The following is a 13,637-nucleotide window of genomic DNA, read 5'->3' as shown; positions in this document are numbered from 1 at the left end:
CCTGATTAGAATAAATCATGCTTCAATCAATACTTTATAAGGGTATTCGAATGAATATCTCGATGTCATGCTAATTGATGTTGGATTGTATCGCAATTGAACTTTTTTTCTGCGATATTAATTAGTTTTTAAGCTTAAATTGAAATTTAATATTTAAACTAGACTATAATTTCTGCTCACGGACTGGCTTCGCGCTGCGTCTTGGGTGTGTAGTGTTTGCTTGGTGTATATTTTTACAGCTATAAGATGCGGTTTCACACCGAATGTTCTTGTTTTATTCCGCCCGGTATGAAAGGTTGTACCAGCAGTCCGGCTTTGGGCGATGGGATGATTGAGGGCATGAGATGGTGGCGCGCGTCAGGACGATAGCGTTTCAGGGCATAGAGGGCGTTCCTGTCGAAGTTCAGGTCATGGTCGCTCCTGGCAAGGTCGGTATCCAGATCGTCGGCCTGCCGGACAAGGCGGTGGCGGAAAGCCGTGAGCGGGTGCAGGCGGCGTTGCACGCATCCGGTCTTGCGCTTCCTGCAAAAAGGGTCACCGTCAATCTCGCGCCTGCCGATCTCCCCAAAGAGGGATCGCACTTCGATCTTCCGATTGCCCTTGGCCTGATGGCAGCGCTTGGTGCCATTCCAGCGGGCGCACTGGACAATTATGTGGTGCTTGGCGAGCTCAATCTGGATGGCACGATTGGGCCGGTTGCCGGCGCGCTTCCCGCGGCCATAAGTGCGAACACGCAGGAGAAGGGGTTGATATGCCCCTTCGACAGCGGCGCAGAGGCGGCCTGGGCAGGCTCCGAGATAGACATACTGGCGCCACGCAGCCTGATTGCACTCGCAAACCACTTCCGTGGTACGCAACGTCTCGCTCGTCCGGTTCCAGCCATCCGGGCCAACCCTGTCAACCTTCCCGATCTTGCGGATATCAAGGGTCAGGAAAGTGCAAAGCGGGCGCTCGAGGTTGCCGCAGCAGGAGGGCATAACCTGATCATGGTCGGCCCGCCCGGATCGGGAAAATCGATGCTGGCCTCCCGTCTTCCATCCATTCTGCCGCCGCTGTCAGCAGCCGAGCTGCTGGAAGTTTCCATGGTTCATTCCATCGCCGGGCAGCTTTCTGGCGGCAAGCTTTCTGATCGCAGACCTTTCCGCACGCCGCATCATTCCGCGACGATGGCGGCTCTGGTCGGTGGCGGGTTACGTGCAAAACCCGGCGAGGCATCTCTTGCGCACCATGGCATCCTGTTTCTCGACGAGTTCCCCGAGTTTACGCCCCAGGTACTGGACGCATTGCGCCAGCCGCTGGAGACCGGCGAATGCGTGATTGCACGGGCCAATCATCGCGTCAGCTATCCCGCCGAAATCCAGCTCGTGGCGGCGATGAACCCCTGCAAATGCGGAATGGCGGGCGAACCTGGCTTTACCTGTGCCAGAGGCCCGCGTTGCGTTTCGGATTATCAGGCGCGCATTTCCGGCCCGTTGATGGATCGCATCGACATCCGCATCGAAGTTCCGGCGGTGTCCGCAGCAGACCTCATTCGTCCCTCGGCATCGGAGGCAAGCGCCGATGTTGCAAGACGCGTGGCCCTGGCAAGGGCACGGCAGGAAGAGCGTTATGCCGCTGCCGGTTTCAACACCATTCGCACCAATGCCCGCTGTTCGACAGCGTTGATCGAAAAATTCGCTGAGCCGGATGCAAGCGGTTTGCAATTGCTGCGCGACGCCGCGGAAAAATTGAAGTTCTCGGCGCGCGGCTATCATCGCATTCTGAAGGTGGCACGGACTTTGGCCGATCTTGAGGAGAAGTCCACCGTCGGCCGGATTCATCTTGCCGAAGCGATCTCCTATCGCATAGCCGGAGATCGCCTGTCTTCAGCAGCTTGAAGCCAAGGCATTCGGGATAAGGTGAGATACCCGGAGTGGCGCGATGATGACGCAGGCATGGCGCGGTTTGCGCGGTTCCAATCAGCGCGAAAACGCTCTAATCCTGCTCGCTGTTGCCTGACCCGCCAACATCGCCGCTCTGCAATGTCGCCGAACAGGCATAGATATAGCCCTGAAGGAGATGCCTGGATGCTCCGGTTGCAGCAGGTGTCTTTCTCCTTGAAGCATTAAGCATGAGAAAAACGTGACCGAAGACATTCAGGCCAGAGCTGCCCATAATGCCGATATCCAGCGACGTGCCTTGGCAGACATGGAGACTATCGGCATCGATGCGCCTTTCATCGATCTGTTGGTAGAGACATTTTACGAGCGCATTCGCGATCATCGAACACTTGGGCCGGTGTTCGAAAGCCGCCTTTCAGTGCGCTGGCCAGAGCATATGACAAAGATGAAGAGCTTCTGGTCTGCCGTCGCCTTCAAGACAGGGGCCTATGGCGGCAAACCGGTTCAGGCCCATGTCGGTGTGCAGGGGATGACTGACGACCTCTTTCCGCAGTGGCTCGAACTGTTTTCGGCTACGCTGGACGATATTGCGCCGAGCAGGCAAGCGTACGACTGGTTCATGGCAACAGCGCAACGAATAGCCAGAAGCCTGACATTGGCCCTTTTTTATAATCCTGCGTTGGACGACCCAAGGGTGGCGCAAAGGCTTGATAGTTCGAACTGATTTTTCGGGAAACATCCGTGGGCGTTGAAGAGTTGTGCCGTGTCCTGCACGGACATAGCTTCGGCGTTTAAGTATATGGCTTCGAAAATAAACAGCGTCGACGAAATATAACCAACATTGTCTTGAAGGCTGAAATCAGACGTGGTTAGTAATTCTCGGGGAGGCGTACCAAGCGGTTCGCCTTAGGATTCTTACATTCAAGGCAAATCGAAATGGATCGCAGATCGTTTATTCGCAAGGCTGGCGCTGCAGGCGCGGGCGTCACCGCAACCGTGCTGGCTGCACCCGCCATCGCGCAGGAAAATCCGAAAATCACCTGGCGCATGACCTCATCCTTCACCAAGGGTCTCGATATCCTTTTCGGTGCCGGTCAGATCGTCGCGGATCACGTCAAGGAAGCGTCCGGCGGTAACTTCACGATCCAGCATTTCGCTGGCGGCGAGATCGTGCCTGCCCTTCAGGCTGCCGATGCCGTTACGGCCGGTACGGTCGAGATGGCGCATACATGCTCCTATTATTATGTGGGCAAGGACCCGACATTTGCGCTTGGCACATCCGTTCCATTTGGTCTCAACGCGCGCCAGACCAACGCATGGTTCAATCAGGCTGGCGGCAACGATTTGCTGAACGAGTTTCTTGCCAAACACAACATCTACTCCATCCTGCTCGGCAATACGGGTGCCCAGATGGGCGGCTGGTTCCGCAAGGAAATCAACACCATCGACGACCTGAAGGGCCTGAAGATGCGCATCGCGGGCCTGACCGGACAGGTCATGCAGAAGGTGGGCGTCACGCCGCAGCAGATCGCGGGCGGCGATGTCTACGCGGCGCTGGAGAAGGGAACGATCGACGCCACTGAATTCGTCGGTCCTTATGACGACCAGAAGCTCGGCTTCTACAAAGTCGCGAAATATTACTACTATCCGGCATGGTGGGAAGGCGGTCCAGCCTGCCATGCATTCGTCAACCTCGAAAAGTTCAACAGCCTGCCGGAAAACTACAAGCGCATTCTGAAAGACGCCTGCGCGGTGGGAAGCGCCTCCATGCTCGAGCGTTACGATGCCCAGAACCCGAAGGCGCTGAAGGAACTTGTTGCACAGGGCGCGATCCTTCGTCCGTTCAGCCAGGAAATTCTCGACGTCTGCCACAAGGCGGCGGTCGAGACCTATGCGGAAATTTCCTCCGTGAACGAGAACTTCAAGAAGATTTACGAAAGCCAGCAGGCATTCAAGAAAGACGCCTATCTCTGGGCGCAAATCGCCGAATATACCTATGACACCTACATGATGATCCAGCAGCGAAACGGCACGCTGTAATCAACTGTTTGGCAGGACTTCAGCGGCCATCCGGTTCTGCGGGTGGCCGTCCTTGTTTGCGGCAACGAGTTTCCAGACTTCCCGCTCCCGCCACGCCATCGGAGTCATGCCGGTAACGCGGCGAAATTCGCGGTTGAAATTCGACTTCGTTTGAAAGCCGCTTTCCAGCATGATTGCGGTTACGGACTGATCCGTCTCGTCCAACAGGCGGCAGGCTTCCCGCACACGCAACTGATTGACATATTGCGAGACGTTCCCGCCCGTCGCCCGATTGATGGCGTTGGAAATCTGCCTGCTTGGGAGACCCATTCTGCGAGCAAGCCGTGTCAGGTTCAGGTTCTTCTCGCGGAAGATTTTCTTTGTCGTCATCATCTCGTCCAGGCGGAGAAGGATTTCGCGATCCTCCGTGGTGGCGGTTGCCGCCGCAGGTTCGTCGCTGGCATCGTTGGACGTGATCTCCGGCTTGCTGTCGCCCGCGACCCATGCTGTCAGCCCGATCAGCAGTAGCCCGAGGAGATTGCCATTGCTGATGATGACACCCGCATTTTCGCCCTGCGCCCATTCGAAATCGAGCAGGACCAGGACATCGAAACAGGCCGAGAGGCAAAGTGCTGCCGCAGCCAGATAAAGCGCACGATGAACGGAGGCGACGCTGGCAAACTGCGCGTCTTCCAGGCTATCGGGCCCACGGCGGCCCAGCATCAGGATGGCGATGGCATAGCCGATGAAAAGCAGCACCAGCGCAAAGTCGATGGCGAAGGGATAGGTGACCAGCAGCGCCAAGATCAGGAACGGTGGTGCGATGATGGCCACAACGCGAAGAGTTGCGTGCTGCGCCGAATTGCCCATCAGGCTTCGGAAGCTGGAATATGTAAGTGGTGGCAGGAAAGACGCCATCACCGGCAGCGCAAATCGCAGCCAGTCGATGCCGTAACCCCACCGCAGGCCAACGATTGTCGATTGCAGGCTGCTCAGCGCAAGCAGTGCCAGAAACGGGCGATTTGCCCTACCTTGCCCATTGGCCCGGATGATGGATGCGAGCATCATTAACAGAAGTAGCGCGGCGACGAAGGGCAGGGGTACAAACAGCACGAAATCAATCCCGATGAAATGCCTGGGGCATGCGCATTCTCATGTCACTCAACCCGAGAGACCGCGACAGCTATGAGCGTTCTTGGACCGGATCGCTATCCGCGACGACCTCAAATGCGTTTCAGGACGAGAAAAAAGATCGCCAGAGCAACTTTCAACCTCGTTTTCTCCAACACAACGAGGCTTTCATGCGTAACATCCTTTTCACCACTGCATTTCTACTGACGGCGCAGGCGGCTTTTGCCAGCCAGAGTGTCGGCACCCGCGAAATCTCCATAGCGTCCACTGCCCGAGGCGCGAACCTTGACGTGACGATGTGGTATCCATCCTCCGGTGGTGGAGATGACATTATGGTCGGGGAAAACAGAATTTTCGAAGGCACGAGTGCCGGCAAAGACGCCGCCATCGAACCAGGTCCGCTGCCGGTGGTACTTCTTTCCCACGGTTCCGGTGCGCGTGGAAACAGCATGGCATGGATCGCAACGGCACTTGCCGAGAATGGATTTCTGGTCATCGCCCCCAACCATCCCGGCACCACCAGCGGCGATTCCACGCCGCAGGACACGCCGAAGATCTGGGAGCGGACCGATGACATTTCGACTATCGTTACCTCGCTGACCACGAATGCGGAGTGGAGCGGTTCCATCGATGAGAGCCGCATCGGCGTGCTCGGCTTCTCGCTCGGCGGTACGACAGCCATGGAGCTTGCTGGCGCGCGCGCCAGCCTCGACGCCTATGTGCAATATTGCATAGACTATGCAAACTCGATGGATTGCCGATGGTTCGCGGGCGAGCGCGGGTACAAGGATGGTAAGCCCGTCGATGTGCCCAAGCTGGATTTGCGCACGGTCGATAGGCCTCGTTTCGAGCAATCCAATCATGATCCGCGCATTCGCACCGCCGTATTGGTCGATCCGGGTCTGGAGGTTGCTTTCACCGGCGAAAGTCTTGCAGGGATCGATATACCGCTAAGCTTCATCAATCTCGGCAGTGTCGGCAAGATACCGGTATCGGTGCTTTCTGATGAATTGTCGAAAAGGGTGCCGGGCGCAACCTATGTACAGGTCGATGACTCCGATCACTTCAGCTTTCTACCGGTGTGCAAGGAAGGTGCTTCGGCATTCCTGAAATCGGTTGGGGAGATCGATCCAATCTGCGAGCCCACCGGTCGGGAACGGTCGGATATTCATGCCGAACTTACCCATACCATCGTCAATGCATTTCAGCGCAGTCTGAAAGCGACGCATTAACATTTCAAATCGCGATCTCGAAGATGTGGACCGGGGCTGCGTCCTCCGGTCCGACAGCTTTTCAGATTATGACGGTCGATGTCAGGTTTCTTAACAGTTTTTTCAAACCTCGATTGCAAAAAGTTTGGTCAAGACAATCATTTAGACAGTCAACGATAAGAATGAAAATCGGGCCTTGGGGAACTAATGATGATCGATAATCTACTCGCGCGCTTTAAGATACAGACGAAAGTCATCATCTTCATCGCGCCATTCGTCGCAAGTATTCTGGCAGTTGGGCTTTCAGGGCTGTACACGTCGAATATCTTGCAAAGCCGTATGGATATTTCAAATGGCGTGCTGCAATCCCTGACTGGATTCAAGGGCGTCTATGCCAGCATGACGTCTTTTCTCGCCAATACGAATGAGGAAAGTAGAACCGAGCTTCACAAGCAGCTGGACGAACAGGTTACGGTTCTGAAATCGATTGGAGGCGATAACTCGGGTCAGATACGCGATGCTGTCCAGGGCACGGACGTCATCGGGACACAGGTTGATGAGTTGTGGTCCAGCCACCAGAAAGAGCAGGCGCTGCGCAGCAGCATGACTGCCGATCTTGCCACCATCAACACGGAGCTGACCGGTCTTCTCGCCAATGCGACGAATATCAGGAATACGCTGCAAACCGGCGAGACCAAGGCGAAAGCCATGCTTCGAGAGGCAGACAAGCTGAACCGGGGAGCAACTCTCATTGCCACGGTGGTGACCGATTTCAACCGTGTCACCGCGCCGGATGAGAAGGTCAACGTCGTGAAGATGGCGATTGCAGATCTGGAGACGACCGGCAAGGACCTTGCTGCGCTGGCCACAATCGACCAGAAGGTCGTGATCGACCAGATAACCGACAGTGTCCGGCAGATTCGCGAGCAACTCGACATTGGCGTCGTCAACGACGCGACCGTGGGCGCCATCGACCGGGCAGTCAATGTCATGCGTCCCGCCACCATTCGACTTCAGGGTTTTGCAACGGTCAAATCGCGCCAGGCGACGGAAGTTTTTGGCCAGCTGGATCAGCCGATCGAAAGTGCGACCACATTCCTCGCGAATGCGCGTCAGATCGGCGATGATGCAAAAAATCTTCAGCTGGAAATGGCAGGCTACGTTGCCGCGCCCACGAAACAGGCACTTGAAAAATTCCGCGATGCGGCCTTCCGGCTAAATGTGTCCGCGGGCGCGATGATCGAAGATAAAACGGTGTCGGATAGTGCTCGCACAAGTGCTGGTGTCATCGATGGATTGGCCACTGCGCTGGACAAGTCCGCGACCGAGCTTCTGGCAATGTCGCAACAGCGCACGGTTGCCTTCAAATCGGCAGAAGACGAAATCGGTCGCGTCTGGAGCGATCTGACGGCCTTTGCGGAAACGCAACGCGCGGCTGCGGACAGCGAACGGGGCAAGGCGGATGGTATTTCGCTGTCGGCTATGATCGTCGGCGTCCTCATCGCCATCTTCGCTGGTATCGGTCTCGTCATGACCTTCAAGGGTCCGATCCTTGGCATCGTCAATGCGATGAAGCGGCTGGCCAAGGGCGATATCGACATTCCGCTCGACGCGAAGAGCCGCCACGATGAAATCGGCGACATGGCCCGTGCGCTTGAAGTGTTCAAGGAAAATGCCGAGCAGCGCGTCCGCCTGGAAGCGGCGACACAGGAGCAGCGGGCCGCGGCCGAAGAGCAGCGCCAGCTCAATGAAGCCGAGCGCAAGGAACTGGATCGCCAGATACAGTTTGCGGTCAATGCACTGGCGGGCGGCCTGGAACGTCTGTCGGCTGGCGATATATCGACCACCATCGACACGCCGTTCAATGGGCAGCTGGAACAGTTGCGCGTGGACTTCAACCAGTCGATGCTGCGCCTGCGCCAGACCATCGGCGGCATTCAGGAGAATGTCGGGGCCATTCGCGGAAACGTTAGGCAAATGTCGGCATCCGCCAACGATCTCGCCCGTCGCACGGAACGTCAGGCTGCATCTCTGGAAGAAACGGCTGCCGCCGTGGACGACGTCAACAACAATATGCGCAACGCCGTGGATCGGGCGCGGGCCGCAAACGGCATCGTTGACGATACGCGGCGCAATACCGAAGATTCGCTCGTCATCGTCCGCAATGCGATTGCCGCCATGCAGCGCATCGAACATGCCTCGCAGACCATCGGCAATATTACTGAGGTCATCGATTCCATCTCGTTCCAGACCAATCTTCTGGCACTGAACGCCGGTGTCGAGGCCGCGCGTGCGGGCGAGGCGGGTAAGGGCTTTGCGGTCGTGGCGCATGAGGTTCGTGAGCTTGCCCAGCGTTCTGCTTCCGCTGCAAAGGAAATCCGCGAACTGATTGCTGTCTCCACAAGCGAAGTGTCTGCCGGATCAAGCCTCGTCAACCAGACCGGCCAGGCGCTGGAACAGATCGGCACGAAGATTTCGCACGTCAGCGAACATGTGCAGCAGATCACACAGGCATCGCAGGACCAGTCGGTGGCAATGCAGCAGATCAACAGTTCTGTCGGTGAAGTTGATTTGCTGACGCAGCAAAATGCGGCGATGGTGGAAGAAACGAGCGCCGCCAGCCAGCAGTTGAATGACGAGACGGATCAGCTGCTACAACTGCTGGAGCAGTTCAAGCTGTCGGCGTCTTACGGCGATCATGGTGTCAGACGCGTAGCTGCCTGATCATAAAGACAAGAATCGGTTCCGCTAAGCAGTGGGGCCGATTCTTTTGTAGAACAGCGTCGTGCCGCAGTAGCTGCCATCCGGGAAAAGCGCATAATCGGGAATGACACCGACACGTTCCCATCCGAAGCGTGGATAGATCGCCTCGGCTTCGCTGCCGGTCGCCGTGTCGAGAACGAGAAGCGTGCGCCCGAGACGGGCAGCCTCTTCCTCCACCATCGTCATGAGTTGACGGGAGATATCCTTTCCACGCACCGAACGATGAACCAGCAGTTTCATCAGATCAGCACGGTGGGGCTGGTTCGGCTTCGTTGCCAATCCAATCTGGACTGTGCCGACGATCCTGCCATCCATCTCTGCAACGGCGTGGATGGTGTGTCCCTGGCCTATGGAGATCGCCACTCCTTCCCAGAATTCACGCGCATCTGCGGGCGTGAAAGGCAGCATGAACCCGACCGACGCGCCGCCATTGACGCAGTCGGACAGCACTTCGCAGAGATCCGGCATTGATGCCTGTGTCTCCTGCTGATTGAGCAGACGGATAATCGTCAATTCAGACTCCGGTGTTTCAAGAGGTACGTTGATCGAGCACCACGGCGTAACGCGCCGTTTTGCTGGATGGATTGTGAAATGAGTGTCCTTCGCCAACAGGCATGAACAGGCAGTCTCCAGCCTCCAGTCGGTGGGTTTCGCCGCCGGTCGTCATGTCGAGGACACCTTCCAGCAGCCAGACATACTGGTTCATGCCGCGACTGGCCGCGTGGGGTGGAAAGCTTACACGTGCGCCAGTAGGAAGCATCACATCGACGATATCGACGGGGGAACCAGCACCGGGAGGCGAAACGGCGCGGCGAACATAACCGGTTTCGGGATCTTTCCAGGTGGGTTGTTCGGTGTAGCGGAGGAGCGGCTTCGCCTGCTCGTCATCATCGGTGAAGAAGCGTGATAGCGTCATGCCAAATGCTGAGCAGATGCGTGCAAGGAGCGCCGCAGTCGGTGTGGCTTCTCCCCTTTCGATACGGGAAATCATGGCGCGACTGACACTGGATGCCTGCGCCAGCTGATCAAGCGTCATTCCTCGTGAGGTCCGAAGCCCGCTTATTTTTTCAGCGATGGCGTGTTCTATGTTGGTCGCGTCTGATTCCATTATTTGATAATGTATTTCTCCTATAGTGGAGTCAAGCTGCATCGGTAACGCCGGTGTTCCGAGAGCTTCTTAGGCGCTCGGAGCAGGCGTCGTGTTTCACTAACTGAGCATTGGTTGTTGCCATCGAGCCCAGGGACCAGCGGAAACATGTCCCGTGGCAACTGCAACAGCGCGCTCATTCCACTGACCGGGCCAGCATTGCAGGGACTTGATGACGGGAAGGCTTGTTCAGGAAGAGGTCATGTCATCCGTAGATCGACGAGCGATACTTCAAGCGTGTAGACCACTCCTGACGGCTCATACCGAAGGTTGGCTGAGCCCCCGAGGAGGCTGTTTTCCAGCAGGCGTGAGCCGAAACCCTTTCGTGCCGGAGCGGTCACCGGTGGACCGCCTGCCTCTTCCCAGCTGAGCCAGAACGCGTGCCCGTCAATCCCCCAACGAACCGAGACTCTTCCATCCGCTTTAAAAAGCGCGCCGTACTTGATTGCATTGGTGACGAGTTCATTGACCGTCAGCGTGAGATTGAGCGCACAAGCGGGTCCGATTTTGACGAAGGGGCCCTCGATGCTAATTCTTTCTTCCGCGTTCGCAGGAGAGATCGCGGTCTGAACGATGGTCGCGATATCGCTTGTTGTCCTCTCTCCCGACAGGAGGGCGTTTTGCGCGCGCGCCAGCGCCCCGATCCGTTCGGTCAAGGCCTGATTGGCCGTCGATGTATCCACTGCGTTCCGCAATGTCTGTGATACGATAGACTGGACGATGGACAGAATGTTCTTAAGCCTGTGTCCAACCTCCTGATTGAGCAGGTTCTGCTGCTCTTCGGCGTGTTTGCGCGGGGTAATATCCGAGGCAGCGCCGAACCATTCGACGATATCGCCGTGGGCGTCGATAATGGGGACGGCACGCGAAAACACCCACCCCATACCGCCATCCTGTAGTTTCACCCGATGTTCGAGTTCGAATGTCGACTTGGTCACGATAGCATCGTTGATCGCCTCCAGGATCTGGGGCTTGTCCGCTTCGTCTATGTATGCATCCAGCCATTTCACGCTTGGCTGCAATGTGTCTTCAAGGATGCCATTTCCGTCGAGCTGCCGCAATTCGGTCCAGTCCGGGCTCATGCGATAGATGGAATAGGCGCCCGCCGTCACCAGCTTTAAAAGCCTTGCCTCGCTTTCGATCAGGCTTTCCGCACGTTTTTCCATGGCTTCGCGAAGCATGATCGTCTCGGTCACGTCGTGGGCTACATGCAGAAAGCCGACGATGCTGCCATCATCGTCGCGCAGCGGACTGTATGAGAAGGTCCAGTAGGTATCCTCCTCATAGCCGTTGCGTGTCATGACAAGGTGCAGCCCCTCCATGTAGACAGCTTCACCGGACATGGCGCGCTCGATGATGGGCGTGATTTCGTCCCATATCTCATGCCAGACCTCCGGCATCGGCATTCCCAACGCCGCCGGATGACGCTTTCCGAGAAAGGGTGCGTAGGCTCGGTTGTATAGAAATGTCTTTTCCGGCCCCCACATGGCGCACATGGCAAAGCCAGACGACATCATGATGTCATAGGTGGTCTTGAGCGTAGGTGGCCATGTCTCTATTCCGCCCAGGGGTGTCGTCGCCCAGTCGAATTCACTGAAATAATCCATCGCCCACCTATACCAGATCAAAACCCGATGGGTTCTCATGATTCATGGAGCGATTTCCATTCTGTTCAGCGCTTTCTCCAGATCGATTTCCGAAATTGGTTTCGACAGAAACAGCGCGCCTTCCGGCATACTGCCCTGCATTGGACTGTAGCGTCCCGAAATGACGATGATCTTGCAGTCAGGCCAATGTTTGGCCGTGTGTTGGGCAAGGCGCAGCCCGTTCATCGAGCCGGGCATGTCGATATCCGTCATCAGGGCCGCAATCGCTGGTTCACGTTCAAGGATGGCAAGTGCCTGATCAGCGTTTCCGGCGTCCAGCACCCGAAAACCGGCATCTGTCAGCATGTCGACGAGGTCCATTCTGATCAGGCCATCATCTTCGACGATGAGAAGTAGCGACTTCGGCATCGATCAGTGTTCCTTCTGAAAGCTTTCAAGGTCAGCGGTTATGACGCAGCGGAAACCGTCTCGCGCGAAATCGATGGCGACATCGCTGTCGAGCGTGCCGTTTAGACCGGCCGAGATGAGGCGCATTCCAGAGCCGTTGGTCTCCGGGTGAACCACTGCCGGGCCTCCTTGCTCCGTCCAGATCATTTCGAAGCGGTCTCGGGCCTCCCCTCCGACCTTCCATCTCAGATCGATCATTCCCGTCTGCGATGAAAGCGCACCATGCTTGATCGCATTCGTGGCAAGCTCATGGAGAATGAGCGACAGCGACAGTGAGGGTCTGGAGCCGATCTTCAGGTTAGGCCCGGAAATCGTGAAGCGCGGTGTCACCGGGTCGTCATGAAGATCCGTCATCAGATCGACCAGTTGCCGCACGGTTGACGCGCCTCTCCCGCCTTCGAGTATGGTGTCATGAGCATTGCTGAGAACGCCGATCCGTTCCGAAAGCTGTTTTCTGGCGGTCGGAAGATCGGGTGCATTTCGGAGTGTTTGCGATGCTATGGCCTGAACCATCGCCAGCTGGTTCTTGAGGCGATGCCCAAGCTCGTGGGAAAGCAGCTCCTGACGTTCTTCATCTGCGCGCAGTTGCGTGACATCTCGTGCCTGAACCAGAATCCCTGTTACCGCATCATCCTTGCCGCGCATCGGCTGATAGACGAGATCGATCAGACGTGTCTGCTTTTCGCCATCGGGGCCGCGATTGAGCTCGATGGACATATTTTTCGCGATAAAGGGCTCACCGGTTCGATAAACATTGTCGAGCAATCCTATGAAGCCCTGCCGAACGACTTCTGAAACCGCCTCCGCCACAGTCTTGCCGATGATCTCGCGTCCTACGCCAATCATCGAATAATATTCTTCATTGGCATAATCGAAGACATGATCGGGGCCGACCAGCATGGCGATGCCGCCCGGACTGAGTTCGAACACCTGCATGAAGCGCTCGCGCTGCGTTCTTTCCTGACGCGAAATCGCCACTTGATTGGTTATTTCATTGCACGCACAGAACATACCAAGGACGGTGCCCCACGGGTCTCGCACCGGGGTATAGGAAAACGCGAAGTGCGTTTCTTCCGGATAGCCGTTTCGGTGCATGGTGAACTGGATGTCGTCCATCGCCGTGCCCTGTCCGGCATAGGCAGCACTGATGATGGGATCGACCTGGTCCCAGATATCGTGCCAAAGGTCACGAAAGGGTTTCGCGAAGGCCTGTGGATGCCTCTTGCCGCACATCTGGGCATAGCCGTCATTATAGAGCGTCGTCTGCGATGGTCCCCACACCATAAGCATGGGCTGGAGGGAGTTCAACATCACGTCCGTCAGCGTCTTGAGTTCCACGCTCCAGTCTTCCCGAGGGCCAAGCGGCGTTGTTGCCCAGTCGGTATCGCAGAAGAGTTTTCCGCAATCAGGGTTTATTGCCGTCATGTAGTCT

Annotated in this window: 11 protein-coding genes; 5 read left to right on the top strand and 6 right to left on the bottom strand. The window is 56.7% G+C overall.

Translation table 11 applies throughout. From position 1 onward, the window contains the following. Positions 1-344: 344 nt before the first annotated feature. From G6L28_RS13680 to G6L28_RS13670, 3 genes are all read left to right on the top strand, one after another. Positions 345-1,877 (top strand): YifB family Mg chelatase-like AAA ATPase, encoded by a 1,533-nt coding sequence (locus G6L28_RS13680; protein WP_174064383.1) that lies wholly within the window; start codon positions 345-347, stop codon positions 1,875-1,877. Positions 1,878-2,121: 244 nt separating this feature from the next. Further along, entirely contained in the window at positions 2,122-2,604 is a 483-nt protein-coding gene (locus G6L28_RS13675; RefSeq protein ID WP_174064382.1) for a truncated hemoglobin, read from the top strand. Between the two features lie 212 nt (positions 2,605-2,816). Further along, a complete protein-coding gene (locus tag G6L28_RS13670; protein ID WP_174064381.1) occupies positions 2,817-3,920 on the top strand; it encodes a TRAP transporter substrate-binding protein in 1,104 nt (367 codons plus the stop codon). On the opposite strand, the gene G6L28_RS13665 is transcribed toward G6L28_RS13670, so the two are convergent. Beyond that, complete coding sequence (locus G6L28_RS13665) at positions 3,921-5,012, bottom strand: helix-turn-helix domain-containing protein (protein WP_174064380.1); 1,092 nt, start codon at positions 5,010-5,012, stop codon at positions 3,921-3,923. Between the two features lie 188 nt (positions 5,013-5,200). Between G6L28_RS13665 and G6L28_RS13660 the strand changes: the two genes are divergently transcribed. Beyond that, positions 5,201-6,262: an alpha/beta hydrolase family protein gene (locus tag G6L28_RS13660; RefSeq protein ID WP_174064379.1), complete on the top strand. Its 1,062-nt coding sequence runs from the start codon at positions 5,201-5,203 to the stop codon at positions 6,260-6,262. 189 nt (positions 6,263-6,451) lie between these two features. Then, on the top strand, positions 6,452-8,965 hold the full coding sequence (locus G6L28_RS13655; protein ID WP_174064378.1) for a methyl-accepting chemotaxis protein: 2,514 nt from the start codon (positions 6,452-6,454) through the stop codon (positions 8,963-8,965). A 24-nt stretch (positions 8,966-8,989) separates the two neighbouring features. Here the strand turns inward: G6L28_RS13655 and G6L28_RS13650 are convergent, their stop codons facing one another. From G6L28_RS13650 to G6L28_RS13630, 5 genes are all read right to left on the bottom strand, one after another. Next, complete coding sequence (locus tag G6L28_RS13650; protein WP_174064377.1) at positions 8,990-9,517, bottom strand: GNAT family N-acetyltransferase; 528 nt, start codon at positions 9,515-9,517, stop codon at positions 8,990-8,992. A gap of 16 nt (positions 9,518-9,533) precedes the next feature. Further along, complete coding sequence (locus G6L28_RS13645) at positions 9,534-10,115, bottom strand: helix-turn-helix domain-containing protein (RefSeq protein ID WP_425292681.1); 582 nt, start codon at positions 10,113-10,115, stop codon at positions 9,534-9,536. Between the two features lie 236 nt (positions 10,116-10,351). Beyond that, on the bottom strand, positions 10,352-11,758 hold the full coding sequence (locus G6L28_RS13640) for a sensor histidine kinase (protein WP_174064375.1): 1,407 nt from the start codon (positions 11,756-11,758) through the stop codon (positions 10,352-10,354). 42 nt (positions 11,759-11,800) lie between these two features. Beyond that, positions 11,801-12,166 (bottom strand): response regulator, encoded by a 366-nt coding sequence (locus tag G6L28_RS13635; protein ID WP_174064374.1) that lies wholly within the window; start codon positions 12,164-12,166, stop codon positions 11,801-11,803. A 3-nt stretch (positions 12,167-12,169) separates the two neighbouring features. Further along, positions 12,170-13,630 carry a PAS domain-containing sensor histidine kinase gene (locus tag G6L28_RS13630; protein WP_174064373.1) on the bottom strand — a complete coding sequence of 487 codons (1,461 nt, stop codon included), beginning with the start codon at positions 13,628-13,630 and terminating at the stop codon, positions 12,170-12,172. Between the last annotated feature and the right edge of the window lie 7 nt (positions 13,631-13,637).

This window comes from Agrobacterium larrymoorei (genome assembly GCF_013322225.1).
Classification (GTDB): Bacteria; Pseudomonadota; Alphaproteobacteria; order Rhizobiales; family Rhizobiaceae; genus Agrobacterium; species Agrobacterium larrymoorei_A.
Note: the sequence above shows the minus strand (reverse complement) of the source record. Positions and strands in the feature narration are given on the sequence as shown.